General features: G+C 38.9%; 21 protein-coding genes and 7 pseudogenes. 9 read left to right on the top strand and 19 right to left on the bottom strand.

Translation table 11 applies throughout. The features are described 5' to 3' along the window. The first annotated feature begins 103 nt into the window (after positions 1 to 103). Positions 104 to 409, top strand: a complete 306-nt coding sequence (locus G0028_RS20175; RefSeq protein ID WP_000366814.1) for a helix-turn-helix domain-containing protein — start codon at positions 104 to 106, stop codon at positions 407 to 409. Then, positions 409 to 1,674, top strand: a complete 1,266-nt coding sequence (locus G0028_RS20170; RefSeq protein ID WP_000934717.1) for a type II toxin-antitoxin system HipA family toxin — start codon at positions 409 to 411, stop codon at positions 1,672 to 1,674. Before G0028_RS20175 ends, G0028_RS20170 begins: the two co-directional genes overlap by 1 nt. Before the next feature lie 214 nt (positions 1,675 to 1,888). On the opposite strand, the gene G0028_RS20165 is transcribed toward G0028_RS20170, so the two are convergent. The 5 genes and pseudogenes from G0028_RS20165 to G0028_RS20145 all read right to left on the bottom strand — a co-directional run bounded on the left by G0028_RS20165 (position 1,889) and on the right by G0028_RS20145 (position 6,531). Continuing rightward, positions 1,889 to 3,021 (bottom strand): IS3 family transposase gene (locus tag G0028_RS20165; protein ID WP_227554852.1). Its coding sequence is split into 2 segments (ribosomal slippage): positions 1,889 to 2,769 and positions 2,769 to 3,021, totalling 1,134 coding nucleotides; the frame shifts between segments, so codons are not numbered across the junction. A gap of 72 nt (positions 3,022 to 3,093) precedes the next feature. Continuing rightward, positions 3,094 to 3,381 (bottom strand): annotated as a pseudogene (locus G0028_RS20160) (transposase family protein); the annotation flags it as partial. A gap of 37 nt (positions 3,382 to 3,418) precedes the next feature. Beyond that, positions 3,419 to 3,742: a helix-turn-helix domain-containing protein gene (locus G0028_RS20155; protein WP_180048093.1), complete on the bottom strand. Its 324-nt coding sequence runs from the start codon at positions 3,740 to 3,742 to the stop codon at positions 3,419 to 3,421. Positions 3,743 to 4,264: 522 nt separating this feature from the next. Next, entirely contained in the window at positions 4,265 to 4,969 is a 705-nt protein-coding gene (locus G0028_RS20150) for an IS6-like element IS1006 family transposase (protein ID WP_001067784.1), read from the bottom strand. Positions 4,970 to 5,440: 471 nt separating this feature from the next. Further along, positions 5,441 to 6,531 (bottom strand): IS4-like element ISAba1 family transposase gene (locus G0028_RS20145; protein ID WP_085940648.1). Its coding sequence is split into 2 segments (ribosomal slippage): positions 5,441 to 5,991 and positions 5,991 to 6,531, totalling 1,092 coding nucleotides; the frame shifts between segments, so codons are not numbered across the junction. A gap of 233 nt (positions 6,532 to 6,764) precedes the next feature. On the opposite strand from G0028_RS20145, the gene G0028_RS20140 reads away from it, so the two are divergent. Further along, on the top strand, positions 6,765 to 8,384 hold the full coding sequence (locus tag G0028_RS20140) for an oleate hydratase (RefSeq protein WP_109267733.1): 1,620 nt from the start codon (positions 6,765 to 6,767) through the stop codon (positions 8,382 to 8,384). A gap of 285 nt (positions 8,385 to 8,669) precedes the next feature. Here G0028_RS20140 and G0028_RS20135 read toward each other — a convergent pair. After that, positions 8,670 to 8,765: pseudogene (locus G0028_RS20135) on the bottom strand (IS5/IS1182 family transposase); the annotation flags it as partial. Between the two features lie 53 nt (positions 8,766 to 8,818). Further along, positions 8,819 to 9,202 (bottom strand): annotated as a pseudogene (locus G0028_RS20130) (IS6-like element IS1006 family transposase); the annotation flags it as partial. A gap of 36 nt (positions 9,203 to 9,238) precedes the next feature. On the opposite strand from G0028_RS20130, the gene G0028_RS20125 reads away from it, so the two are divergent. The 3 genes from G0028_RS20125 (at position 9,239) to G0028_RS20115 (ending at position 11,353) form a co-directional block, all read left to right on the top strand. Beyond that, positions 9,239 to 10,297, top strand: a complete 1,059-nt coding sequence (locus tag G0028_RS20125) for a 2,3-butanediol dehydrogenase (RefSeq protein WP_004281883.1) — start codon at positions 9,239 to 9,241, stop codon at positions 10,295 to 10,297. Between the two features lie 208 nt (positions 10,298 to 10,505). Then, on the top strand, positions 10,506 to 10,811 hold the full coding sequence (locus tag G0028_RS20120; protein WP_000122230.1) for an IS630 transposase-related protein: 306 nt from the start codon (positions 10,506 to 10,508) through the stop codon (positions 10,809 to 10,811). A gap of 47 nt (positions 10,812 to 10,858) precedes the next feature. Next, complete coding sequence (locus G0028_RS20115; protein WP_004785793.1) at positions 10,859 to 11,353, top strand: IS630 family transposase; 495 nt, start codon at positions 10,859 to 10,861, stop codon at positions 11,351 to 11,353. On the opposite strand, the pseudogene G0028_RS20110 reads toward G0028_RS20115, so the two are convergent. Next, positions 11,311 to 11,940: pseudogene (locus tag G0028_RS20110) on the bottom strand (IS6 family transposase); the annotation flags it as partial. The gene G0028_RS20115 and the pseudogene G0028_RS20110 sit on opposite strands and share 43 nt — an antisense overlap. A 46-nt stretch (positions 11,941 to 11,986) precedes the next feature. Then, a complete protein-coding gene (locus G0028_RS20105; RefSeq protein ID WP_001067784.1) occupies positions 11,987 to 12,691 on the bottom strand; it encodes an IS6-like element IS1006 family transposase in 705 nt (234 codons plus the stop codon). 96 nt (positions 12,692 to 12,787) lie between these two features. Here G0028_RS20105 and G0028_RS20100 point away from each other — a divergent pair. Beyond that, a pseudogene (locus G0028_RS20100) lies at positions 12,788 to 13,081 on the top strand (IS5/IS1182 family transposase); the annotation flags it as partial. 131 nt (positions 13,082 to 13,212) lie between these two features. Here the strand turns inward: G0028_RS20100 and G0028_RS20095 are convergent. The 10 genes and pseudogenes from G0028_RS20095 to G0028_RS20050 form a co-directional block, all read right to left on the bottom strand. Next, positions 13,213 to 13,413: a hypothetical protein gene (locus G0028_RS20095; protein WP_004665980.1), complete on the bottom strand. Its 201-nt coding sequence runs from the start codon at positions 13,411 to 13,413 to the stop codon at positions 13,213 to 13,215. Positions 13,414 to 13,616: 203 nt separating this feature from the next. Further along, on the bottom strand, positions 13,617 to 14,516 hold the full coding sequence (locus tag G0028_RS20090; RefSeq protein WP_004733183.1) for a cation diffusion facilitator family transporter: 900 nt from the start codon (positions 14,514 to 14,516) through the stop codon (positions 13,617 to 13,619). A gap of 86 nt (positions 14,517 to 14,602) precedes the next feature. Continuing rightward, positions 14,603 to 17,761 carry an efflux RND transporter permease subunit gene (locus tag G0028_RS20085; RefSeq protein WP_180047830.1) on the bottom strand — a complete coding sequence of 1,053 codons (3,159 nt, stop codon included), beginning with the start codon at positions 17,759 to 17,761 and terminating at the stop codon, positions 14,603 to 14,605. After that, complete coding sequence (locus G0028_RS20080; RefSeq protein WP_071851559.1) at positions 17,751 to 19,013, bottom strand: efflux RND transporter periplasmic adaptor subunit; 1,263 nt, start codon at positions 19,011 to 19,013, stop codon at positions 17,751 to 17,753. The genes G0028_RS20085 and G0028_RS20080 overlap by 11 nt, the downstream gene beginning before the upstream one ends. Position 19,014: 1 nt before the next feature. After that, the gene (locus G0028_RS20075) at positions 19,015 to 20,382 is read right to left on the bottom strand and encodes a TolC family protein (protein WP_180047832.1); all 1,368 of its coding nucleotides are present in this window, start codon (positions 20,380 to 20,382) and stop codon (positions 19,015 to 19,017) included. A 48-nt stretch (positions 20,383 to 20,430) separates the two neighbouring features. Next, a complete protein-coding gene (locus G0028_RS20070; RefSeq protein WP_180047834.1) occupies positions 20,431 to 20,841 on the bottom strand; it encodes a hypothetical protein in 411 nt (136 codons plus the stop codon). Between the two features lie 142 nt (positions 20,842 to 20,983). After that, entirely contained in the window at positions 20,984 to 21,376 is a 393-nt protein-coding gene (cadR, locus tag G0028_RS20065; protein WP_180047836.1) for a Cd(II)/Pb(II)-responsive transcriptional regulator, read from the bottom strand. A gap of 192 nt (positions 21,377 to 21,568) precedes the next feature. After that, positions 21,569 to 22,273, bottom strand: coding sequence for an IS6-like element IS1006 family transposase (locus G0028_RS20060; protein ID WP_001067784.1), 705 nt, complete (start codon positions 22,271 to 22,273; stop codon positions 21,569 to 21,571). A 55-nt stretch (positions 22,274 to 22,328) separates the two neighbouring features. Next, positions 22,329 to 23,288, bottom strand: a pseudogene (locus tag G0028_RS20055) (nucleoside recognition domain-containing protein); the annotation flags it as partial. A 163-nt stretch (positions 23,289 to 23,451) separates the two neighbouring features. Beyond that, a complete protein-coding gene (locus G0028_RS20050; protein WP_015586042.1) occupies positions 23,452 to 24,153 on the bottom strand; it encodes an IS1-like element ISPa14 family transposase in 702 nt (233 codons plus the stop codon). Positions 24,154 to 24,159: 6 nt separating this feature from the next. Between G0028_RS20050 and G0028_RS20045 the strand changes: the two genes are divergently transcribed. After that, on the top strand, positions 24,160 to 25,827 hold the full coding sequence (locus G0028_RS20045; RefSeq protein ID WP_180097469.1) for a phosphoethanolamine transferase: 1,668 nt from the start codon (positions 24,160 to 24,162) through the stop codon (positions 25,825 to 25,827). A gap of 114 nt (positions 25,828 to 25,941) precedes the next feature. Then, positions 25,942 to 26,646, top strand: a pseudogene (locus G0028_RS20040) (IS6-like element IS1008 family transposase). The last annotated feature ends 22 nt before the right edge of the window (positions 26,647 to 26,668 follow it).

The following is a 26,668-nucleotide window of genomic DNA, read 5'->3' as shown; positions in this document are numbered from 1 at the left end:
TGATGTGCTGTGCAACAAAGCCCTCCTTAGCCACACTATAGCTATAGATTAATTCCATTATTTTGTGATTTAATTAAATTATTCATTCTTAAGACCCAATTTAATGGATTTATATTTCACTAAACCAGAAGAAGTTGTGACTCTTTTAGGTGAGCGTTTACGTAAGCAACGACTCTTTCTGGAGATGTCTCAAGCTGAGGTAGCAGCACGCGCTGGTGTCGGCGTGAATACAGTTTCGAATCTTGAAGCGGGACGAAATGTATCTGTTGAAAATTTAGTCCGTATTGCAATGGTCTTGGGTCGATTAAACGAACTTCAGGAACTATTTAAACCTCAGCTTAACAGTGTGAATGACATTCTTCGCTATGAGAGTCAAAGTAAGCGCCACCGTATTAAGAGGAAGGGATAATGCTCAATAGACTTAATGTTTATTACAACGGTTGGGGCGAATCATGGTTATGGGGAACGCTGATTAGTTCAACAGCCACGACAGGTAGACCCACCATTGCTTTTGAATATAGTCCAGAAGCAATACAGCAAGGTGTTGAGCTCTCTTCTTACTTGCTGCCTTTAAAAGGTCTACCATTCAGACAAGGTTTTCCTACTCATCAAATGGGACTCCCAGGTCCAGTCTATGACGCTTTACCAGATGGTTGGGGCATGATGTTGATGGATCGATATTTCAAAAAAATTGGCTTAAATTCAGCACGAATTGGACCTTTGGAGCGTCTGACCTATATTAGTAGTCACGCAATGGGTGCCCTCTCCTTTGAACCTTGTGTTGCTGACATGCAAACCTCAGAAAATATCCCTTTACAACAACTGGCCCAGGAAGTTCAAGAAGTACTCAAAGGTGAAGGTGGTGAATTTCTACAGCATTTATTGGTCATGGGTGGCTCCCCTCAAGGTGCCAGACCAAAAGCGTTGGTTTACCGAGATCCTGTCAATTTAGAGTTTTCGACTCAAGATTCTGATCAACATGAAGCCTGGCTGATTAAGTTTCCTGCTCAGCAAGAGCATCCTGAAGTCTGCGCCATTGAAGCCGTCTATGCAGAATGTTTGCGACTTTGTGCAATTGAGACTCCAGATACCCATTTCTTTAATTTGCCCAATGGTTTAACGGCTTTTGCTTCTAAACGATTCGATCGTCAAAATGGTATGCGGATTCCAATGCAGAGTTTGGCTGCATATACAGGAGCAGACTATAAAGTTCCAGGTAGCCTAGACTATCGCAATTTTCTCCGGGCAACCTTGATGTGTACGCAAGATGTACGAGAAAGATTGCATGCTTTTAAACGTGCTGTGTTTAATGTGCTTTTCAATAATCGGGATGACCATACTAAGAACTTTTCATTTCTCATGGAGAAAAATGGTCAATGGAAATTGGCTCCAGCCTATGATGTGACCTTCTGCGAGGGTCCAGGTGGTTATCATCAAATGGACATTATGGGAGAAGCGCTCAATATTTCCCGAAATGACATACATAAACTCGGTACTTCAGAAGCTAATCTGACTACTCTAGAAGTCGATGAGATCATCTTGACCATGCGTGAAATTGCACTTCAATTTAGTCAAATTGCGCAGCGCCTGTATCCCCATCAAATTCGAGAATCTACCCTACAGATGATTCAATCACGGATTCAACAGAATATTGATTTTTTAACTGAAACCTAAGCGTAAATATAAACTAAGCGCCAACCATCAACTGCAAATAGACTTTGATATAGTTAGTCGCTACATAATCTGTAGAACCTGTGAATTAGCTCTCTTTATAATCACGAATATTAGATGGATCACCGCTAAGATATATTCTGCAAACGTGAAATCAGAGGTGGTCCCACTTGTTTGAACAACTAAAAGCTTATTTATAAGTGATGTTCTGCTCTAGTTAAGCTACCTTATTTTGTTGTGGTAGCTGGTCATAGTAAAACTCATCTGGAGTCATTTTGTCCAGACTCGAATGAGGTCGTTTCAAATTATAAAATTCAAAATATGCACTCAATTGCTTTTTCGCATCGGTGACACTGCTATAAGCTTTGAGATACACCTCTTCATATTTAACGCTCCGCCATAATCGTTCAATCATCACATTATCGACCCAACGACCTTTACCGTCCATGCTGATTTGGATGTCATTTGATTTTAACACTTCAATAAACGCATCACTGGTAAATTGACTGCCTTGGTCTGTATTAAAGACTTCAGGTCGGCCATATTTTTCAATAGCTTCATTTAATGTTTCTATACAAAATGCAACCTCCATACTAATCGATACGCTATGAGCAAGCACCTTACGGCTGTGCCAATCAATCACAGCACATAAGTAGACGAAGCCTTTTGCCATAGGGATATATGTTATATCCGTTGCCCACACTTGATTACTCCGTTGAATATTCAATCCTTTGAGCAGATAAGGATATTTACGGTGAGCTTCATTGGCCTGACTTAGATTTGGTTTACGATATAACGCATTAATGCCCATTTTCTTCATTAAAGTACGTGTATGACGTCGTCCTATATGATGTCCTTGACGGTTCAATAAATCACGCATCATACGGCTACCTGCAAAAGGGTATTGCATATGTAATTCATCAATACAGCGCATCAGCTTCAGATCTGATGCACTCACAGGTTTTGGGCGATAGTAATAACAACCACGGGAGACTTTCAGTAGCTTAGCTTGCTTAGATACTGAAATCTGAAGTGAGTCGTCGATTAACTTTTGTGGTTGAAGCGGCCCAGTTTCTTCAACACACCTTCTAAAAAATCAATTTCTAATGCCTGCTCACCGATTTTTGCATGTAGTTTTTTTAGATCAATGGGTGGTTCTGCTGGAGCTTTTGATTGATCGAAGGCTTGCGAGGAAGCCGAAATCAATTGATTTTTCCAGTCGATAATTTGGTTTTGATGAACATCAAATTCAGCACTCAATTCAGCAAGTGTTTTTTCTGCTTTAATTGCAGCAAGTGCTACCTTAGCTTTAAAGTCATTTGAATGATTTCTTCTTGGTCTACGTGCCATAAAATACTCCATATATCGATGTTTATAACATCATTTGGGGAGCAAAATATCACTTATAGGTGTTGTTCAAATTTACGGAGCCATCTCTATCCTTCCAAATACATGCTCTACTTGAATTCGTCTACGACCAATCTCTCTATTTAACTTTTTTAATTCAGAATCTAGTTTTTCAGTTTTCTTTGCTTTAGATGGCATGAGGCATCCAAAACCCAATTTCTTTATCCCTAAATACCCCTTATCAACGATAAAAAAGGGCTTAAATTTTAATTTCCTCATGCTTTTTTTAAATATTTGAAAATCATGCATGCTTCCATGACTTCCACATACACTCAGTATTTCACCTGTTGTATAGTGCATAGATAATTGAAATTTAAAGGTATGTCGCTTTTTTTTACCGCTATACCATTTTTTCTGTTTTTTTTGGACGTTGAACTAATATTTCAGTTGCATCAATCACAACAACTTCCCAATCCACTTCATCTCGATTAGGAAGTTGTTTTGGCAAGTTAAATTTTCCAGAACGGATTAAGGTATCTTCAATAACACGTGTGATACGAATTGCACTCGTTTCAGATACACCGTAACTCATACCAAGATGGAAAAATGTTCGATATTCTCTCCAATATTCTATACATAAGAGCAAACGATCTTCCAACGGTAATTTATGCGGTCGTCCTTTACCAATATGACGAGGTAACTGCTTATTTAGCTCGGCCAACATGAGGTTAAATGTAGCCCAACTAACACCGGTAAGCCTACGAAACTTAACGTCTGATAATTTTTGAATATCTTTGAATTTCATCCAAGGATTATCTCTTGAATTAAATAATTTTGCTGATTAATTTAAGATCAAATAAATTGTACGTTTTTTGATTTATGACGGAAGTCTATTGTTAATTATTTCTAAATTTTTCTCTAAGAAACGAAGTCCCCCATCAGCAAAACTACTGGTTGAAAAAACTATAGTAAAAATAACTAAAACAATCTTCATATATATATTATTGAATCTAATCATATCTTGGACCAAAAAATAATTTCTTCATATACTAATTCCTAGATATATACACCTAAATGACAACCAAATTACAAATTTGTAATTTTGTTAAGGTTTGTCCTAAAAAAAATAAATTAATACTATTTTAACAAAGATAAGTCGTTGCTGAAAAATTTGAATTGTAAGGGATTTAATTAGGCACTGTTGCAAATAGAGATTTGAGTCGATGATGTTCCCTTTAAAAAGTACTTAGAGACCGAAAACCCTGTTGATTAGACACACTTCACCCTGAGGCTGACCATAATAAAATGACGATGCTTGTCCTTTACGTAGTGCACGCATGACTTCAATACCTTTAATTGTGGCATAAGCCGTCTTCATAGATTTGAATCCTAATGTGGCCCTGATGATCCGCTTTAGCTTGCCATGATCACATTCAATCACGTTATTTTTATACTTAATCTGCCTGTGCTCAAGGTCTGGTGGACATTTACCTTCCCGTTTTAACCGTGATAAAGCACGTCCATATGTGGGTGCTTTATCCGTGTTGATCACTTGTGGAATTTGCCACTTCTTCACATTATTTAAAATTTTTCCAAGAAAACAATATGCTGATTTGGTATTACGTCTAGAAGAAAGATAAAAATCAATGGTATCGCCACGTTGATCGACTGCACGATACAGATAAGACCATCGTCCATTCACTTTTACATAGGTTTCATCAATATGCCACGAGCTCAGATCTGTAGGATTACGCCAATACCAGCGTAAACGTTTTTCTATTTCAGGAGCATAACGTTGAACCCAACGGTAAATAGTCGTGTGATCAACATTCACACCCCGTTCGGCCAGCATTTCCTGCAGTTCACGATAGCTAATGCCATATTTACAATACCAGCGCACAGCCCAAAGAATGATTTCGCCCTGAAAATGCCGACCATGGAAAGGATTCATATGCTGCACCTTTAGCTAAAACAGTCTTCAACTTACCATTCGTGGTTATTTGCAACAGTGCCACTTGGGTGGTCTGCCTTTAGCTGGAACATGCTTCTGCAATTGCTCAACCATTTAAATAAAAGGTTGACCATGAGATGCCTGTATATCGCTTAAACTGTGTTTCAGAAAGCTTCTTTGAATCAATGTATTTCATCCGCAGATTATGCACGAATGCTAAGAAAATTAGAGTACAAATATCAATCAAAAAGGTGCTCGTTTTTTGATTTATGAAAGAGAGATCTATTATTCAATTATATCTTTTAATGATCAATAGAAAGCCTAGTTTCAAACACATTCTTCAGACACAAACAAATATGATCAAAATAGAGTGATTACTCTATAAAATAATAAAATCAATTACTTAAATCATATTTTATTTTAAAAAAAATACAAATGTGTATTAAAAATAACCTCTGTACACGACAAATTTCACAGAACCCTTATCCTATCAGGATTCTGCTTTCTTAAAATTGCCAAAATTTCCTTAAACTCTTCTTTTTTCCCAAAACCAATTAAACGCTGAATCGCCATTTGAACATAGTCTAAACCATAGCGAAATAAACTCATTGAGAGTCGTCCATGCTTCTTTATTTTTATCGCTTTTTTTTGATTATGTTGCCATTCACCCGTTAAGTAACACCAACAGAAGCTTATAGCTAACACCGCAATCAATTTTTTCACTCGTCTAGGGTCTGTCAAGCGCGTATTTTCAAGATTAAACCCGCGTCCTTTGAGACAACTGAATAAGGTTTCAATTTCCCAGCGTAATGCATAATCCTGAATAGCATTGGCATTAAACTGAGGAGAAACGACGAGTAAAAGCTCTCCATTTTCTAACTGTAGTGCACTTATATATAGTTTCACCCGACCAACCAAAATCCGTCGTTTACGACATTCAATTTGACCAACTTTAAGATGGCGAAATAAATCACTAATTTTATGATTCTTTCCTAAATGATTGGTGACAATGAAGTTTTTTTAACACGAATGCAGAAGTTGATGTCTTGTTCAATTAACCATGTAAACCACTGCTCACCGATAAACTCTCTGTCTGCGAACACATTCACAATACGGTCTTTACCAAAAATGGCTATAAAGCGTTGAATCAAAGCAATACGCTCTTTCGTATCTGAATTTCCACGTTTATTAAGCAATGTCCAAAGGATAGGTATCGCTATTCCACGATAAACGATTGCGAGCATCAGGATATTAATATTTCGTTTTCCCCATTTCCAATTGGTTCTATCTAAAGTCAGTTGCACTTGGTCGAATGAAAACATATTGAAAATCAACTGAGAAATTTGACGATAATCAAAATACTGACCTGCAAAGAAGCGCTGCATACGTCGATAAAATGATTGTGGTAAACACTTGATGGGCAAGGCTTTAGATGCAGAAGAAAGATTACATGTTTGCTTTAAAATAATCACAAGCATGATGAGCGCAAAGCACTTTAAATGTGACTTGTTCCATTTTAGAGATTTGTTTAAGATAAGATATAACTCATTGAGATGTGTCATAGTATTCGTCGTTAGAAAACAATTATTGTGACATTATTTCAATGAGTTATCTATTTTTGTCGTGTACAGAGAAAAATAACCATTACTTACATTTTTTTGATTACAAAATATAATGAGTAAATTGCTTCCCATTTCATACATTTTTCATATATAAAAAGTCATACTATTTTTAAGGTTTTTCTAAATCACATTTTATACTTCATAGTTTTTAACATCATTATTAAAGGTGAACCATGCATAAGAAGAAGCGCACCCCATTAGACGCACAACAGTCCCATCTTTGGATTATTGGTGGTGGTATCGCAGGTATGGCTGCTGCTGCATTTGCAATCCGTGATGCCAAAGTCCCTGCCAAAAATATCCATATATTAGAAGAACTCGATATTTCAGGTGGTTCGATGGATGGTGGACATACACCGCATGCCGCGCAAGCTTGGGTAACACGTGGTGGGCGAATGCTGACCGATGAAACTTATTTGTGCCTATGGGACTTATTTTCCAGTATTCCATCTTTGGAAAATCCAGACATTTCGGTGCGTGAAGAATGTCGTGAGTTTAATGAAAAAGTGAAAACCCACGCCAATGCACGGTTGATTGATGCCGAACATGTCATTGCGGATGCAGCAAAGCTTGGTCTGAATACGCTACATCGTGCACAGATGCTGCGCCTATTAGCTTCAAAAGAAGAAAAAATTGGCAGTCGCCGCATTGATGAGTTTTTTGATGAAACCTTTTTTGAAACCAATTTCTGGCGCATGTGGCGCACGACTTTCGCTTTTCAAAAATGGCACAGTGCAGCAGAGTTAAGACGCTATTTCTTGCGTTTTATTCAAGAATTGCCACGCATTCATACCTTAGCGGGTGTGAAACGTACCAAGTACAACCAATATGACTCGATGATTCTGCCCCTACAGCGTTGGTTAGTCGCACAAGGCGTCGATGTGCGTTTTGGACACTATGTCACAGATGCAGACTTCATTACCAATGCTGAAACTCAAGAACGCTACGCTTCACGCCTATATGTACAATTGCCTGAAGGCTCAGAGCAAATTAATCTGAAAGCCAATGATTTAGCTATTTTCACTTTAGGCTCTATTACAGCAGACTCACGTTATGGCGGTAATCATGACGTGCCTGCCCTTATTCGTCATCGAGAAGATCATGGCTGGACGCTTTGGGAAACGCTGGCACAAAAAGCCCCAGACTTTGGCCGTCCAATGACTTTTTATGGCAATGTCGATGAACATAAGTGGGAGTCTTTCACTCTGACCATGAAAGATGACGTGCTACTTAAACGTATTATTGACTATACAGGCAATGAACCAGGCACAGGCGCACTCATGACTTGGTATGAGTCGGGTTGGCATTTATCCATAGTGGTTCCTGCACAGCCACACTTTGCCGACTTACCTGAAGGTTTATATACCTTATGGGGCTACGGTTTCCAAATTGACCATATAGGCGATTACATCAAAAAACCAATGTCCGAAGCCACGGGGCAAGAAATCCTAACAGAACTGATTAAACAGCTCGGTTTTGACGACATTTTAGATCATGTTTTGGCAACGACGGATGTTACCACAGCCATGATGCCATACGCCTCTGCCCTATTCGCCTGCCGTAAACCGGGGGATCGTCCACAGGTAATTCCACAAGGCTCACAAAACTTTGCTTTCCTTGGACAGTTTGTGGAAATTGAAGATGACGTGGTCTTTACTGTGGAATATTCAGTTCGTGGGGCGATGCTTGCCATTTATGAATTTTTTGGGGTGGAACGTGAAATCCCTGAAATTTACAACGGTCTACTTGATCCCAAAGTGGGTTTAAAAGCTTTAGAAACAGTGTTCCACTAAGTTTTTAATATATAGCGATAAGAGCACCTTTATGTCGCCACTATTACATAGTTTAATTTAAGCAACGTTTGGATACACGAGTGTGGCAGGGATGCCACACGTTATCCATCATAATAGGGATGTTATGTATGGGTAACAAAGGCTTTTGCTTTCTTTTGGCTTATCAAAAGTAAGGGTATTGCCTACACAAACACCTTTTATACTTTATTGAAAGTTGAGGCGGTGTACGCACCTAATTTTAAATTGGATAAAAAGAAAAATTAGATAAAACTTTATACGTCATTATTGGCGACGATATTCAGCTCCATGTTTCTTGCGTTTCCATTCGCCCTCACCTAGAAACTTCATGCCTGTAGAGTCTACGAGTAGATGCAGTCCATCGGGCACTGTTGCAAATAGAGATTTGAGTCGATGATGTTCCCTTTAAAAAGTACTTAGAGACCGAAAACCCTGTTGATTAGACACACTTCACCCTGAGGCTGACCATAATAAAATGACGATGCTTGTCCTTTACGTAGTGCACGCATGACCTCAATACCTTTAATTGTGGCATAAGCCGTCTTCATAGATTTGAATCCTAATGTGGCCCTGATGATCCGCTTTAGCTTGCCATGATCACATTCAATCACGTTGTTTTTATACTTAATCTGCCTGTGCTCAAGGTCTGGTGGACATTTACCTTCCCGTTTTAACCGTGATAAAGCACGTCCATATGTGGGTGCTTTATCCGTGTTGATTACTTGTGGAATTTGCCACTTCTTCACATTATTTAAAATTTTTCCAAGAAAACAATATGCTGATTTGGTATTACGTCTAGAATGGTTTACCGTTAACATCAATATAAGGAATATAAAATGAAAGCAGCTCGTTTTTATGACCGAGGGGATATTCGAATTGAAGATATCCCTGAACCGAAAGTACTTCCAGGCACAGTTGGAATTCAAGTTGCGTGGTGTGGTATTTGCGGTACAGATTTACATGAATTCATGGAAGGTCCTATTTTTATTCCACCTTGTGGTCACCCACACCCAATTTCGGGAGAATCTGCACCTGTAACAATGGGACATGAATTTTCAGGCGTGGTTTATGCAGTTGGAGAGGGTGTAGATGATATCCAAATTGGGCAACATGTCGTAGTTGAACCCTACATCATTGCTGACGATGTGCCGACTGGCCCCAATGATAAGTATCATTTATCAAAAAATATGAACTTTATTGGTTTAGGCGGACGCGGTGGTGGTCTTTCTGAAAAAATTGCAGTTCAGCGGCGTTGGGTACATCCTATTTCAAATGATATTCCTTTAGACCAAGCAGCATTGATAGAACCTTTATCTGTCGGTCATCATGCCTATGTCAGAAGTGGCGCAAAAGCTGGCGATATCGCACTGGTTGGTGGAGCAGGCCCAATAGGCTTACTTTTATCTGCTATTTTAAAGGCTAAAGGTCTCACGGTCATCATTACTGAACTGAGTGCAAAACGTAAAGAAAAAGCGATAGAAGCGGGTGTTGCCGATTATGTACTAGACCCATCTAAGGTTGATGTAGTTGCTGAGGTAATGAAAATTACAGAAGACCGCGGTGTAGATGTCGCTTTTGAATGTAGTAGTGTCAATAAAGTCATGGATACACTCGTTGCAGCAATGAAACCAACTGGTGTAGTCGTTATCGTTTCTATTTGGAGCCATCCTGCCACAATTAATGTGCATAGTGTGGTGATGAAAGAGCTAGATATTCGTGGCACGATTGCTTATGTAAATGATCATCAGGAAACTATCCGTTTGGTTGAGCAAGGTAAGATTAATCTAGAACCTTTTATTACCCAACGGATTGCATTAGATGATCTTGTTTCTAAAGGCTTTGAAACATTGATTCATAATAATGAGTCTGCTGTAAAAATTATTGTTCATCCGTAGTAACGCCTAATTTGAACGACTAATTTGAATAAACTAGAAATAAACTCTATGTAGCTATTTCTAATATCTTTATAGATAGGGAATGAGTCTGTACGTACAGATTCATTCTCAAATTTACGGCACTGTTGCAAATAGAGATTTGAGTCGATGATGTTCCCTTTAAAAAGTGCTTATAGTCAAATCATTATAAAACCAATACAATGGTGCAATGAGTTATTCAGAACATTTTAGACGTAAAATTTTAGCTAAACTTGAGGAAGGTTATTCTATTCGAGCGGTAGCTGCACAATTTGAAATTAATAAAAATACCATTGTTGAATGGAAGAAACGTATAGAGATTAAAAAAACTCGTGTACGGAAACCTTCTAAAATTAACGATGATGCTTTACGTGAAGATGTTGAAAAGTATCCTGATGCTTATCAATATGAACGTGCTGCACGTTTTAATTGTGGTGTTTCATCTATTGGTGCTGCATTAAAGCGCTTAAATATTACAGTTAAAAAAAGACGTTAAGCCATCCTAAAGCAGATACAAAGCTTAGGGATAAATTTATTCAGCAAGTGAATGAATTAGAAACAAACCACCCGATTATTTATGTGGATGAAAGTGGTTTTAAGTCACATGATTACAGACCTCATGGCTACTCACGAAAAGGAGTACCTTGTTTAGGGCAATATAATTGGCAATTAAAGAATCAGACCAATGCCATTGGAGCAATCCATGAGGGTAAGTTATTTTCAGTCGGTTTATTTGACTGCAAAATCAATTCAGATGTTTTTCATTTTTGGATAGAGCAATTCCTCATACCAGCATTACCTGAAAATAGTGTAGTGGTTATGGATAATGCAGCATTTCATAAAAGAGCAGATATTCAGGAGTTATTGGAACAACAAGGGCATAAAATTCTTTGGCTTCCTGCATACAGCCCTGATTTAAATCCTATAGAACAGATGTGGGCATGGGTTAAACGTAAGCGTAAAGAATGGTTGATCGACTCAGTCGATGAGTTATTTCAAGTTTTTTTCGAATCCTGTATGAATAATAAAGTAGTTTGACTATAGAGACCGAAAACCCTGTTGATTAGACACACTTCACCCTGAGGCTGACCATAATAAAATGACGATGCTTGTCCTTTACGTAGTGCACGCATGACTTCAATACCTTTAATTGTGGCATAAGCCGTCTTCATAGATTTGAATCCTAATGTGGCCCTGATGATTCGCTTTAACTTACCATGATCACATTCAATGACATTATTTTTATACTTAATCTGCCTGTGCTCAATATCTACTGGACATTTTCCTTCTCGCTTTAATCGTGATAAAGCATGGCCATAGGTCGCTGCTTTATCTGTATTGATGACCCGTGGAATTTGCCATTTTTTCACCGTATTGAAGATCTTTCCTAGAAAACTATAGGCTGATTTACTGTTCCGTCTAGCGGAAAGGTAAAAGTCAATCGTATGACCCCGTTGATCAACTGCACGATACAGGTAAGTCCATCGCCCCTTCACTTTGATATAAGTCTCATCCATATGCCATGAATGTAAATCTGTAGGATTACGCCAATACCAGCGTAACCGTTTTTCCATTTCTGGAGCATAACGCTGAACCCAACGATAAATTGTACTGTGATCGGCACTGTTGCAAATAGAGATTTGAGTCGATGATGTTCCCTTTAAAAAGTACTTAGAGACCGAAAACCCTGTTGATTAGACACACTTCACCCTGAGGCTGACCATAATAAAATGACGATGCTTGTCCTTTACGTAGTGCACGCATGACTTCAATACCTTTAATTGTGGCATAAGCCGTCTTCATAGATTTGAATCCTAATGTGGCCCTGATGATCCGCTTTAGCTTGCCATGATCACATTCAATCACGTTATTTTTATACTTAATCTGCCTGTGCTCAAGGTCTGGTGGACATTTACCTTCCCGTTTTAACCGTGATAAAGCACGTCCATATGTGGGTGCTTTATCCGTGTTGATCACTTGTGGAATTTGCCACTTCTTCACATTATTTAAAATTTTTCCAAGAAAACAATATGCTGATTTGGTATTACGTCTAGAAGAAAGATAAAAATCAATGGTATCGCCACGTTGATCGACTGCACGATACAGATAAGACCATCGTCCATTCACTTTTACATAGGTTTCATCAATATGCCACGAGCTCAGATCTGTAGGATTACGCCAATACCAGCGTAAACGTTTTTCTATTTCAGGAGCATAACGTTGAACCCAACGGTAAATAGTCGTGTGATCAACATTCACACCCCGTTCGGCCAGCATTTCCTGCAGTTCACGATAGCTAATGCCATATTTACAATACCAGCGCACAGCCCAAAGAATGATTTCGCCCTGAAAATGCCGACCATGGAAAGGATTCATATGCTGCACCTTTAGCTAAAACAGTCTTCAGCTTACCATTCGTGGTTATTTGCAACAGTGCCCTTCAGCTTACCATTCGTGGTTATTTGCAACAGTGCCGTAATTCCACCCAGGAAGAATGCCAAGCCCTGGAAAGATTCTAAAATCAGTTCAATAGAACGAAATGAGTTACTTCAAACGGTTAAGCATTTAGGCAGAACCCTATGGAAAAAATGGTCGGGCTATCACCGTCGCAGTTTGGTGGAAACCAAGATGCATTGCATCAAATTATTAGGAGATAAGCTGACGGCAAGACATTTTCAAAGTCAGGTCAATGAAGTTCATGCGCGTGTGGCAGTTCTGAATAGATTTACGGAATTAGGTAGACCTCACACCCAAGTTGTCACTTAAATTTGAATGGATTGGGGAAAACTCAGCTTTTGAATGTTTATGCAACAAAGCCGGTTTTAGTTATAAACTTATTCATTCAGGAATTATATTGCTGAATGAATAAGTCTAATTGATTTATTTATGCAACCCAACTATTCATTTGATTCATTTGATTCATTTGATTCATTTGATTCATTATTTTTAACTTGTTTTTGTTTAGAATTTTCAACTTTAGAAGCTTTTAAATTCTTTTCAAGAAATAACAAGCCGCCATCTGCATAACTAAAACTTGCGATACTAAAGAATGCACTAATTAACAGTAATTTAGTACAAAATTTATTTTTGAATAGCATGTTTATTTACTCTCATTTAATACTTGTTAGATATTCTAACTTTAAAGAATTAACACCCAGAGGACTCATAAATTACATTCTTGTAATTTTAAAATGTCTCAGGATGGTGTTTAAAGTGCGTGTGATAAATAGAAGTGTAATACAGGAAAATGGTAAGGTTTATCAGCCTAGTCATCTGTCCATTATGTAGAAAGAGCAGCACTTTAATGTTTATGCTGTTCCAATGTATTACATTCCTTACTTTCTATTTGTAACGTAATTTCAGTAATATTATGATTATGTTTTAGAACTTCTAAGGCCTTTTGATAGAGTTGATCTGTATTGCTATTCGGAGCAACCAAATGAGCAGTTAAATGAATATTTTTTGAGGATATAGCCCAGACTTTCAACTGATGAATCCCTTCAACGCCCTCTAGCTTCAATAAATCATTTCTTAACGACTCAATATCAATCTCATCAGGAACTCCTTCAAGCAGAATATTAATACTTTGTTTTAATAAAATCCAAGTTCGAGGTAAGACCCAGAAGCCAATTAACACAGCGATTACGGTATCAACCCACATCCACTGGGTAAAATAAATAACTATTCCTCCGATAATCACGCCTATCGATCCTAGAGCATCACTAAGAACTTCTAAATATGCACCTTTTATATTTAGACTTCCTTCAGCACTAGCAGAAAGGATTTTCATTGAAATCAAATTTACGACCAAACCAATGACCGCGACAATCATCATTTCAACACTTTGAATTTCAGCAGGGTTCGTAAAACGTTGATAAGCTTCATATACAATATATATTGCTACCACAAAAAGCATCACCGCATTAAACAGAGCCGCTAAAATTTCAAATCGCTGATAGCCAAAAGTTCTTTTATCATCTGCGGCTTTTTTACCAATTTTGATAGCGGCAAGAGCAATAGCTAAAGCGGCTACATCAGTAAACATATGAGCTGCATCAGATAACAAAGCCAAACTTTGGGTAATAAAAGCAGCGACAACTTCTACTATTAAAAAAGTAGTCGTTAAACCTAAGGCAACCATTAACTTCTTACTATTTTCTTCAGTAACAACCGCATGGCTATGATCATGATGTTCTGACATAAAATATTTTCCTTATTCTATTTATGATGAGCAGAGATATTGGATAACAGCCAATATCTCTGCTGTAAATCGACTAATCTATTGGATTAAGAAACTTTCTTTTCATTCATCCAGCGGTACAGTACGGGCAATAAAACCAATGTAAGCAGGGTAGAGGAGATAATTCCTCCAATAACCACTGTTGCTAAAGGTCTCTGTACTTCTGCCCCAGTTCCGGTTGCCAAAGCCATCGGGACAAACCCAAGGGACGCCACACAAGCGGTCATCAGCACAGGTCTAAGACGCAAAATTGCACCCTGCCACGTTGCATAATAAAGGTCATATTGTTGTCGCAACTCTTTGATAAAGGTGAGCATGACTAAGCCATTCAGTACAGCCACCCCCGATAGTGCAATGAAGCCAACCCCTGCTGACATGGATAATGGAATGTCACGCAACCACAACGCGATTAAGCCTCCACATAAGGCAAACGGTACACCACTAAAGACCAGTAAGCTTTCTTTGATATTATGGAATACAGCCATCAATAAAATAAAGATCGTCAACAATGCGAGCGGAACCACCAATTGCATACGCGCTTTTGCAGACATCAGATTTTGAAATTGACCGCCATAATCTATCCAATAACCGCTTGGTAATTCCTGTTTGGATAACGTGCTCTGAAGCTCTGTTACGAATGAGCCTAAATCACGTCCTTCTACATTTGCAGTAATAACCACTCGACGTTTACCATTTTCACGGCTGACCTGATTAATACCCAGGATATTTTCAACGCGTGCCACATCTTGCAGTTGGACTAAACCACCATTCGGCAATTGAATAGGAAGTACCGCTAACTGTTCAGGACTACGCTGGGATTCATCTAGACGGATGACAAAATCAAAACGCTTGTCTCCCTGTAAAATGGTTCCAACATTCTGGCCACCGACACTTGTAGCTACCAGATCCTGAATTGCTCTTACCGACAAGCCATATTGTGCAGCTCTGGACTTATCCACCTCTACATTCAACAAGGGTAAGCCACTGGTCTGTTCTACATTAACGGCTGTCGCGCCTGAAATTGAGTTAATTTTTTGAGAAATTTTATTCGCTTCGCGATTTAGAATCTCCATGTCATCACCAAATAATTTGACACCCACATCACTTCGCACCCCTGAAATTAACTCGTTAAAGCGCAGTTCAATGGGTTGCGAGAACTCACTGTTATTTCCCGGCAATGTCGCTAAGAAAGTAATCATTCTTTGGCGAAGCTCATCAATCGTTTGTTTTGGATCAGGCCATTCATCATGAGGTTTTAACAGTACCACGCCATCTGAAATGTTGGGTGGCATAACATCTGTGGCCACTTCTGCTGTACCGGTACGGGCAAAGATTGCTTTAATTTCAGGAAATTCTTTCAACAGTAACTTTTCAGTATTTTCCTGCATTCTCAGTGACTGTTCTAACCCTGTACTTGGGGAACGCATTTGCTGAACAGCAAAATCACCTTCACCCAGTTGAGGTGCAAACTCGCTACCTGTTTGAGTGGCTAGCACACCCGTAAGCACTAAAATACAGGCAGCCACAATAGTCATAAATAAACGAAGCTCATAGGCTTTATCTAAAAGCAGTTCATATTTGGTTTTAAGCCAATGCATCCAGCGACTTTCGGTTTCCTTGACTTCTCCAGTGACAAATAGGGCAACTGCGGCTGGCACAAAAGTGACAGATAAAATCATGGCCCCAATTAAAGCCAGTACAACAGTCATTGCCATAGGATGGAAAAGTTTGGCTTCTACACCCGTCAGGGTAAAGATAGGTAGATAAACCACCAAAATAATTAACTGTCCAAAAATCAGAGGACGACGCGCCTGTTTTGCAGCCAAGAAGACTTCTTTAAATCTTTCAGAACGGCTAAGTAAACCACCTTTCAGCTTCTGAGCTTCTGCTAGCCGACGGATACAGTTTTCTACAATAACCACTGCACCATCAATAATAATACCGAAGTCCAGTGCCCCTAAACTCATCAGATTTGCACTAATCTTCTGCTCTGCCATTCCCGTCAAGGTAAACAACATTGAGAGTGGAATAACGCAAGCCGTGATCAGCGCAGCACGGAAATTACCTAGAAAGAGAAATAAAATAACAATGACGAGGATTGCACCCTCAATCAAATTTTTCTGAACGGTTTTGATCGCCCGATCAACCAAATGCGTACGGTCATACACAGTCTCAATCACCACACCTTTAGGTAGCGATTGCTGGATCGATTGCACCTTTTCATCAATGGCTTGAGCAACGGTACGGCTATTTTCTCCCATCATCATCATGGCAATACCCAATACAGTTTCTTCACCATTATAGGTTGCAGCCCCTGTTCTCAAGTCATGACCAATTGAGACATTGGCGACATCTGCCACCCGAATCGGATAGCCGTTTTTATTGGCAATACTGATGTTCTGGATATCTTCAATCGTGTTTAAAGTGCCAGGAACACGAACCGTTAGCTGTTGTCCATTTTTCTCAATATAGCCAGCACCACGGTTTTCATTATTTTCTGTTAAGGCGGTTTGTAAATCAGTCAAAGGAATTTGCAATTGTTGTAATCGGTTCAGATCAGGGGCAACCACATAGGTTTTATTAAAGCCACCGATACTGTTGATCTCCGCAACGCCTTTTACACGCTGTAATTGCGGCCTTACAATCCAATCCTGAATTTCACGTAAATCCATCGCAGAATAAGCGGTTCCATCCGGTTTTTTAGCATTTGGTTCGGCTTTAATCACCCATTGATAAATTTCACCTAAACCTGTCGAAATAGGCGACATGGTAGGTTGCACATCTTCAGGCATTTCTCCCATTGCTTCTTGCAAGCGCTGGTTGATGAGCTGTCTGGCCCAGTAAATATCCGTGCCATCTTCAAAAATGATGGTCACTTGCGATAAACCATAGCGTGAAATAGAGCGGGTTTGTTCCATATTCGGCATGCCTGACATGGCATTCTCGATAGGATAGGTAATCCGCTGTTCCATCTCCAAAGCAGTAAAGCCATTGGCAGAAGTGTTGATCTGTACTTGTGTATTGGTGATATCAGGCACGGCATCAATCGGCAGCTTTTGATAGCTGTAAATGCCTACGCCAATCCAGGCCACAATAAACAGCATGACCCAGATGGCATTATGAATTGAAAACTGGATCAGTCGATCAAACAGTCCTTCAGGCTTTATTGACTCATTATTAGATATTTGAGAATTTTCAGTGCCCATGTGAAGCCTCTCCTTTTTCCATTTCAGATTTCAGTAAGAAACTACCTTGAGCGGCATATTTTTGTCCCTGATTAAGCCCATTTACCACTTCAATCCACTGGCTCTCCCCAGATGACTGACCTAATTTCACCGGCTGCGGACTGAATTCAACTTTCTGTCCATGTTGAGTGGCGACAAAAACCACATCCTTTCCATCGATATTCTGAACTGCTGACTTAAGCACCCGTAATGCGGTACTTTCACTCTTTTGTTGCAGCAGTACGTTTACCATCAAGTTTGGACGTAATTCGGTTGCATTCGATTCAACTTTTGCTCGAACCTGAAGACGACCCGTTTGAGTATCCGCTTCAGTATTTAAAGTCTGGATAACTGCCTGATAGACCTTTTCAGTTTGCAAGGATTTAAATTCGATCTTTTGATTCGGGGCTAAACCCATAATTTCAGAATTTGGAACAATAAACTCAAGCCAGAGCTGATCTAACCGGTCTATAGTAAAGAGCTGATCGGCTAACTGAACATTTTCTCCGAGCACCAAATCCTTTTTACTGATCACGCCGGAAATGGGGGCTTTCAAAATATAGCGCCCGTTACTGGTATTCACAGCACCAAACGCACTTAAACGTGATTGGGCCGATTGGACCTGAATTTGCGCCCGTTTATAGCTGTTGTAAGCACGTTGATAGTCCTGTTTTGCTGAAATACCCTGTGACCACAGCTGACGCTCACGCTCGAAGTCCTGTTTCGCCAGTTCAAGGTTGGTTTGTTCAATTTTTAGATTGGCCTGCTGATCGACTAAATCAGGAACAAGCAACGTGGCCAAAGACTGTCCTTTCTGAACTTTTTGGCCGAGTTCTACATAGACATTTTCGACATGACCACTAAAACTCGGAGAGACATGCGCTTGCTGGTCGGTATTCACGTTAAGTTTTGCTGGATAAGAACTTAATTTAACCACCGGACCTTGATCGACTGCTGATAACTGTATGCCTTGTTCAACCAGTTGCTTGGCCGTCAGGCTCACGCCTTCTGCATGCTCTTCGGTTTCACCGCCATGTTCCTCTTTGCCTTCTTCACTTCCATGTTCCTCTGCGCCTTCTTCCTCTGCATGTTCATCTGATGTTTCAGATTTATTCTTACCCGACAAGATCAAGAAAATACTGAGTAGTACGGTTGCGCCGATGACCAAACCAATCAGTAGAGGTTGAGAGATTTTTCCGCTCTGTTTTTTTAAGCTGTTTTTAAGATCGAACATGTTAATTTCCCCCACCAATGACAGGCATGGCCTGTATGTCTTGCCATAAGTTTTGATTGATTTGTGCAATAGCATCTTTCGACATGACTTCACTTGGGCTAATGCCTAAGCTCAAACTTTCTGCTTCAATGGCCTTTTGCCAGCCATCCCGTAACAACTGGACTTTACGCAGACGGATGTCTTGTAATTGAAGCGTGGCTTGCTGAACATCGGTTAAAGCAAACTTGCCTGCCAAGAAACCTTGTAGCGTCTTACTTTGAACTTGAGTCGCCAAAGGAATTTGAGTCTCGTCAACGACTTTGAATTGCAGCTCTAAACCCTGCAACTCGGTTAAAATTGTGCCTATTTGCAGCGCATTTTGCTTTAGATAAAACTCTTTCTGACGCTCTAATAAGTTCATTTTTTCTTGCGCGATTTTTATGCCATTTTGCTGACGATCGAAAATATTAAGCGGTACACTGACTCCGACTACTAATTGATTTTGTGTGGAGTTTTCCAAGGATTGGGTGCGGTTGACACCTAGGTTTAAAGTGGGGTTAGGACGTGCCTTTGCCCTTAGTTGATCAACCGTTGCTTGAGACTCTAATACCAGTAAAGCTCGATATTTCTCAACGTAGTTTTCCGCTAAATATTCTTGAACCTGCTGATGAGTCGATTTTGGCCAGAGCTTTTGTGAAGAGAGGTTTACCTGCAATGACTTATCAGAGGTTCCCCATAAATTTGATAATTGTTGGGTGGCCACTTGGACTTGTAAGTCGGCCTGTCTAAAAAGACGGATATTTTCAGTATGACTTAAACGTGCGCGATTCACATCTACTTGCGCGATACCGCCCGCAGTAAAGCGCTTCTCGATCGCTTTAAGGTTTTCTTCGCTCACCCGAAGTTGTTCATTGACAATGTTTCTTTCAAGTTCGGCAATGGCCAGTTGTGACCATACATATTTCACTGCAAGCTCAATTTGCGCTTGATAAATCTTCTGCTTCAGTGCTGTTTTATCTGTAGAGAGACTGGCTAATTTTTGGTTTGCTTTTCGCTCACCAAAAATATCCAAGGGTTGTGATATGCCAATGGCTAGCTCTTTTTCATTATTTGAACCAAAGCCCGTTTGTTCAACTGACAGTTCAGGATTTTTAAACAGCTTACTTTGCTGGATATTAGTGGCATTAATACTATTTTGCGTTTCCCAGAAATTTTGGGACGCTTGATACTGGTTGACCTGATCAATGGCTTGTCGCAGCGTTAAATCTTGGGTACTGGCAACTACAGAGGTACTCAAGCTGATCATTGCGGATAGCAAGATACCTGTACGGAATGCTGACCAGGATAAATTCAGGATAGAAGTATCCTGATGTAATTTGTTTTTTGACATGAAATGCCCCACACATAATGAGATTAGGAGTGGTGGGCTTTTATAAGACTACCCCACCAATAGTAGGGGCAAATCGGGAGGGGGTGTTAATTGATTCAGATAAGGGGATTTATAAAAAGTTATTCCCAAATAAGTTGGGGTAATGCCGGTCTCAAAATTAGCTTTAAGCTTCAAATCATCGGGTGGGTCAATCTGAATCACGATTGTATTTGAGAAATGACTGCACTTTTCGTTAAAACAAACCTTCTGACAATAGTCATAGATTTCTTTGTAGTTTTCTAGGGAATAGAGGGCTTGACTAGAACTATCACTCTTTTCGTCCAGAGCAATTGGGCTAGAGAGTATTGAATTGGGTATGTTTGGCATTTCATGCAGACACGCAGCCTCTGCCACACTCCAAATATTCTGGAATGTGAATAGCAGTACCAATATCTGAATTAGAAATGTTTTTCTCTTCATACACAAATCTGTATTTAAAACACCAATAAGAAGCTGTCCAGATCTATCAAAGATCTGATCACAGAATTTGAGTAACCTTAAACTTTTTGCAGCCTTAAGTAAAGATATACAGAATTTTTGAAAAAAGCATAGGTCTAGATAATCAAGCTAGATTTTTTAGAACTCCACATTGGTCAATTGTACATAAACCATCACAAGTACCTCTTAAATCAGATAATTGTTCAATAAGCTTTTGTTGCTTGATTATATTTTCTCTGATAGCACTGACATGTAAGTCAATTAATTCATTCACATCTGAACAATTTTTCTTGGGATTATCTTTATAGGTGAGTAATTGACGAATTTCATTCAAACTCATATTTAAAGTTCGGCAATTCAAAATAAACTTAATTCGCTCAACATAGCCTATATCGTAAAGGCGGTAATTTCCTTCCGTTCTTTCGGGTTCCGGAATTAAACCTTCCTTTTCATAAAACCTAATTGTTAATACTGAACATAAGGTTTTTTTAGAGAGTTCACCAATTTTTAAATGCATTGAGTTGGTATTTCCAAAGATTCTTGACTCTATAGTAACTATAGGGATTCTAATATTCAAAGTTTATAAATTTTTTAATGGGTATAATTATGAGTGGTTGTGGATGTAGTAAAGAAACACCATGCAAAGATAAGAAATCTGGCACTGTTGCAAATAGAGATTTGAGTCGATGATGTTCCCTTTAAAAAGTACTTAGAGACCGAAAACCCTGTTGATTAGACACACTTCACCCTGAGGCTGACCATAATAAAATGACGATGCTTGTCCTTTACGTAGTGCACGCATGACTTCAATACCTTTAATTGTGGCATAAGCCGTCTTCATAGATTTGAATCCTAATGTGGCCCTGATGATCCGCTTTAGCTTGCCATGATCACATTCAATCACGTTATTTTTATACTTAATCTGCCTGTGCTCAAGGTCTGGTGGACATTTACCTTCCCGTTTTAACCGTGATAAAGCACGTCCATATGTGGGTGCTTTATCCGTGTTGATCACTTGTGGAATTTGCCACTTCTTCACATTATTTAAAATTTTTCCAAGAAAACAATATGCTGATTTGGTATTACGTCTAGAAGAAAGATAAAAATCAATGGTATCGCCACGTTGATCGACTGCACGATACAGATAAGACCATCGTCCATTCACTTTTACATAGGTTTCATCAATATGCCACGAGCTCAGATCTGTAGGATTACGCCAATACCAGCGTAAACGTTTTTCTATTTCAGGAGCATAACGTTGAACCCAACGGTAAATAGTCGTGTGATCAACATTCACACCCCGTTCGGCCAGCATTTCCTGCAGTTCACGATAGCTAATGCCATATTTACAATACCAGCGCACAGCCCAAAGAATGATTTCGCCCTGAAAATGCCGACCATGGAAAGGATTCATATGCTGCACCTTTAGCTAAAACAGTCTTCAGCTTACCATTCGTGGTTATTTGCAACAGTGCCATATTTCTAATATCTGGAATTCGGTATGTGGGAAGCTCAAAAATAAAAATACTTTCAGTTTTATCTTTTCGAACCAACTTCAGAAAGAGTGAAACTAATAACGCTGAGACTATTCCCGACATATAAAGACCAAAAAGGACTAATCCTTGCAGACTTAACCAGCCGTAGATTAATTGGTTCGGAATAAATGCCGCGATCAATAAAGCATATACGGGCAATCTTGCTGAACAGGTCATCAATGGTGCAATCATAATTGTTGCTAATCGGTCCCGTTCAGAGCTGATACTTCTGGTTGCCATAATTCCGGGAATCGCACAAGCAAAACTGGATAGCAGAGGAATAAATGAACGGCCGCTAAGCCCGGCTTTAGACATTAATTTATCTAAAAGAAATGCTGCTCGGGGTAAATAGCCTGACTCTTCAAGCATTAAAATGAAGAAGAATAAAATCAAAATCTGAGGCATATATGCAAGCACGCTACCTGTGCCAGCAATTACCCCATCCACCACCAAGCTTTTTAATAGAGGATGTTGGATTAGTGGTCCAATAAAATCACTGAGCCATACGATAAAATTTTCAATGAATTCTATAAAAGGTGTTGCCCATATAAATACCGCTTGGAACATCACAAACATGGTTAAAGTTAAGATTACTAAACCTAATACAGGATGTAGAAAAATTTTATCTAGAAATGCGGTTCTTTTATCACCATTGTCATTATTTAAAATAACTTGTTTGGTGATTTGTTTGACCTGTTCAAAATGACTTAATTCAGAATGATAAGGAGTAATAAAAAGATTTTTTTGATCTAATTGATTAATTAAATCTTGAATTCCTTTTGTTTTAACTGCGACAGCTTCAACTACAGGGATACCTAACAGTTGAGACAGTTTATCCTTATCAATGGAAATACCACGCTTTTTGACCTCATCCATCATATTTAATACAAGAATCGTATTGCTTAATGCAATTTTAAGGTTTAACTTATAAAATATTTTTTAAAAATTTATGACTGATTAAATATGCCTACCTTGTTTTTAAAACTTAAAGATTTAAAAAAAACTATTACTCTAATGCAATTTAATTTGAGGTGGTGTTTCAAAAAGTATGCTGACATTAAATGAAGCCATTATTGATGTAAAAAAAGGTTAAGTCGAAAGCTTTAAAATGGTTTTCAATCTTTTTTGAAAAATTACAACTCCTTCTAAAACCGCGCCTAATTCGATGCCTTATTTTGCAATTATTACCTTCAATACCTACAGTAAAAAATTTACCAATACTTTGCTTGCAGTTTTTAAAAGCAGTTATGAAACTGTCCCAATGATCACTTGCAATTCGGGTGTAGTGAATACCTAATTGTTTAAGCTTTGCCTTCAATCGTTGAACTGTAGCTAAGTCTCTTTTACCCCAAACATAAGCAACAATCTCACCTGTTTCTCGATGGTAGGCGTAAATAAGCCATTGTTTATTATTTTTATTTCCCACAAAAGTCCAAAACTCATCAACTTCAAGAGACTCATAATGACTTTGTTTAGGCTGAATTTGGTAGGTCGATTCGGTTAAAGTACGTAAAACTTTACCGATACTGATTCGCTCAACTTCAGCGATATCTCGTATACCACTACCTCTGACCATCAACTGTAATATTTTTCGAGTAATGCCTGAATGACATCCTAGATAGCTCAGAGCATGGTCACCAATAAACTGACGTTTACAGTCTTTGCACTGATAGTTTTGTTTCCCATCTACTTTGATGCCATTTTTCTTTATACTGTCACTGAGGCAGGTTGGACATTTGATTTCTAGAGTTATTCGCATTTCTCTATTTTATCAAAATTCAACCTGCTTTGTTTCAGCATACTTTTTGAAACACCACCTAATTTGATTCTCGCGATTTGGCTGGGTTTGGTTTTAAATTATGGTTTTTTTGAAAAAATTAATAAACTTACTCCCTATCAGGGCATAAAATCCATGTTGCTTTTGGGCGCCACAATAGTGGTCATCATTTCAATCTATAACCTATTATTGCAATTAATCAGCTGGAGATGGAGTGCTAAATTTTTTGCCACGCTATTGATTATTATTGGTGGATTAAGTGCATATTTTGTAAATAGTCTGGGCGTTATCATTACCCCCGATCAAATACAAAATTTACTGCAAACAGACGTACGAGAAGCGAAAGATTTATGGTCTATACGTCTGGTGATCTGGACGCTGATTTTTGTTATTTTTCCCCTGGCTATAATAGCCACATTAAAAATTGAGAAAGAGTCTTTACCGAAACAAATACTAAAAAAAGCTATAACAAGTTCAGTTTCTTTAATCGTCATCGGTGGTTTATTATTTTGCTTTTATGTTGATTATGCAGCGATATTTCGTGAACATCGTGATCTAAAAAGCATGATCTCGCCCCAAAATACAATTGCCTCTACTTTATCTTATTATAAGAAAAAAAGCCCGAAAGAAAAATTACCTCTTATTGCCTATGGTGAAGATGCTCATGTCGTACAACCAGCGCAACCGTTTAAATCTCCTAAATTGATGGTTCTAGTGGTAGGAGAAACTGCCCGTGCTGAAAGTTTTTCATTGAATGGCTATGCAAAAAATACTAATCCAGAATTATCAAAACTAAATATCATCAACTTTAGTCAAGTCAGTTCTTGCGGTACTGCAACCGCAGTATCCCTTCCGTGCATGTTTTCAGGAATGATACGGAAAGACTATGATGAAAAATTAGCAAATCACCGTGAAGGCTTACTGGATATTGCACAACGTGCAGGCTATAAAGTCACATGGATTGATAATAATTCTGGCTGTAAAGGTACTTGCGATCGAGTCGAACAATATCAAATTCCACAGGCATTAAAGCAAAAATGGTGTGATGCCGGTGGTGAATGTTTTGATGAAATCCTGGTGGATAGCCTGAAAGATTATCTGGCACATCTGGATAAAAACAACCCGAAACCACAATTAATTGTACTGCATCAGATGGGTAGTCATGGCCCCGCATATTACAAGCGTTCCAAAGCGCCATATCAGCCATTTCAACCGACCTGTAATACCAATGCTATTCAGGGCTGTAGTACAGAAGAATTAAAGAATAGCTATGATAATTCGATTGTATATACAGACCATGTTCTTGCCCAGATCATTGAAACTTTAAAGCAGCAGACTCAATATCAGACCGGTTTCTGGTACTTATCTGACCATGGGGAATCGACTGGAGAACATGGTTTATATTTGCATGGTGCACCTTATTCTATGGCACCGACTCAACAAACGCATATCCCTATGCTGATGTGGTTTTCAGAGGCATGGCAGCTAAATAATACAGAACAATTGACATGTTTAAGTACTCAATCAGATCAAATCTTGAGTCATGACAATCTTTTCCCCAGCTTATTAAGTTTACTGGATATTAAAACTCAAGTAATTGAATCGAAAAATGATATGTTAAAAAATTGTGGTCAGCACTTAAAGCAGAAAGTATGAACTATGAATAAAACATGAGGATCTGTTGGGGACATGATTATTGAATAAAAAGGGCACTGTTGCAAATAACCACCAATGGTAAACTAAATACTCTTTTAGCTAAAGGTTCAGTATATGAATCCCTTCCACGGTCAGCACTTTCAAGGTGAAATCATTCTTTAGGCTGTTCGTTGGTATTGTAAATATGGCATCAGCTATCGTGAACTTCAAGAAATGCTCGCTGAACGAGGTGTGAATGTTGACCACACCACAATTTATCGTTGGGTTCAGCGTTATGCTCCAGAAATGGAAAAACGCTTACGCTGGTATTGGCGTAATCCTACAGATTTACATTCATGGCATATGGATGAGACTTATATCAAAGTGAAGGGGCGATGGACTTACCTGTATCGTGCAGTTGATCAACGGGGTCATACGATTGACTTTTACCTTTCCGCTAGACGGAACAGTAAATCAGCCTATAGTTTTCTAGGAAAGATCTTCAATACGGTGAAAAAATGGCAAATTCCACGGGTCATCAATACAGATAAAGCAGCGACCTATGGCCATGCTTTATCACGATTAAAGCGAGAAGGAAAATGTCCAGTAGATATTGAGCACAGGCAGATTAAGTATAAAAATAATGTCATTGAATGTGATCATGGTAAGTTAAAGCGAATCATCAGGGCCACATTAGGATTCAAATCTATGAAGACGGCTTATGCCACAATTAAAGGTATTGAAGTCATGCGTGCACTACGTAAAGGACAAGCATGGTCATTTTATTATGGTCAGCCTCAAGGTGAAGTGTGTCTAATCAACAGGGTTTTCGGTCTCTAAGCACTTTTAAAAAGGAACTTCA

Origin of the sequence: Acinetobacter piscicola (assembly GCF_015218165.1) — a bacterium.
Classification (GTDB): domain Bacteria; phylum Pseudomonadota; class Gammaproteobacteria; order Pseudomonadales; family Moraxellaceae; genus Acinetobacter; species Acinetobacter piscicola_A.
The sequence above is the reverse complement of the archived record's forward strand: the minus strand, read 5'-3'. Positions and strand labels throughout refer to the sequence as shown.

Coding starts and splice junctions, on each gene's coding strand:
- G0028_RS20175 (WP_000366814.1), top strand. CDS start 104: ATGGATTTATATTTCACTAAACCAGAAGAAGTTGTGACTCTTTTAGGT.
- G0028_RS20170 (WP_000934717.1), top strand. CDS start 409: ATGCTCAATAGACTTAATGTTTATTACAACGGTTGGGGCGAATCATGG.
- G0028_RS20155 (WP_180048093.1), bottom strand. CDS start 3,742: ATGTTGGCCGAGCTAAATAAGCAGTTACCTCGTCATATTGGTAAAGGA.
- G0028_RS20150 (WP_001067784.1), bottom strand. CDS start 4,969: ATGAATCCTTTCCATGGTCGGCATTTTCAGGGCGAAATCATTCTTTGG.
- G0028_RS20140 (WP_109267733.1), top strand. CDS start 6,765: ATGCATAAGAAGAAGCGCACCCCATTAGACGCACAACAGTCCCATCTT.
- G0028_RS20125 (WP_004281883.1), top strand. CDS start 9,239: ATGAAAGCAGCTCGTTTTTATGACCGAGGGGATATTCGAATTGAAGAT.
- G0028_RS20120 (WP_000122230.1), top strand. CDS start 10,506: ATGAGTTATTCAGAACATTTTAGACGTAAAATTTTAGCTAAACTTGAG.
- G0028_RS20105 (WP_001067784.1), bottom strand. CDS start 12,691: ATGAATCCTTTCCATGGTCGGCATTTTCAGGGCGAAATCATTCTTTGG.
- G0028_RS20095 (WP_004665980.1), bottom strand. CDS start 13,413: ATGCTATTCAAAAATAAATTTTGTACTAAATTACTGTTAATTAGTGCA.
- G0028_RS20090 (WP_004733183.1), bottom strand. CDS start 14,516: ATGTCAGAACATCATGATCATAGCCATGCGGTTGTTACTGAAGAAAAT.
- G0028_RS20085 (WP_180047830.1), bottom strand. CDS start 17,761: ATGGGCACTGAAAATTCTCAAATATCTAATAATGAGTCAATAAAGCCT.
- G0028_RS20080 (WP_071851559.1), bottom strand. CDS start 19,013: ATGTTCGATCTTAAAAACAGCTTAAAAAAACAGAGCGGAAAAATCTCT.
- G0028_RS20075 (WP_180047832.1), bottom strand. CDS start 20,382: ATGTCAAAAAACAAATTACATCAGGATACTTCTATCCTGAATTTATCC.
- G0028_RS20070 (WP_180047834.1), bottom strand. CDS start 20,841: ATGAAGAGAAAAACATTTCTAATTCAGATATTGGTACTGCTATTCACA.
- cadR (WP_180047836.1), bottom strand. CDS start 21,376: ATGCATTTAAAAATTGGTGAACTCTCTAAAAAAACCTTATGTTCAGTA.
- G0028_RS20060 (WP_001067784.1), bottom strand. CDS start 22,273: ATGAATCCTTTCCATGGTCGGCATTTTCAGGGCGAAATCATTCTTTGG.
- G0028_RS20050 (WP_015586042.1), bottom strand. CDS start 24,153: ATGCGAATAACTCTAGAAATCAAATGTCCAACCTGCCTCAGTGACAGT.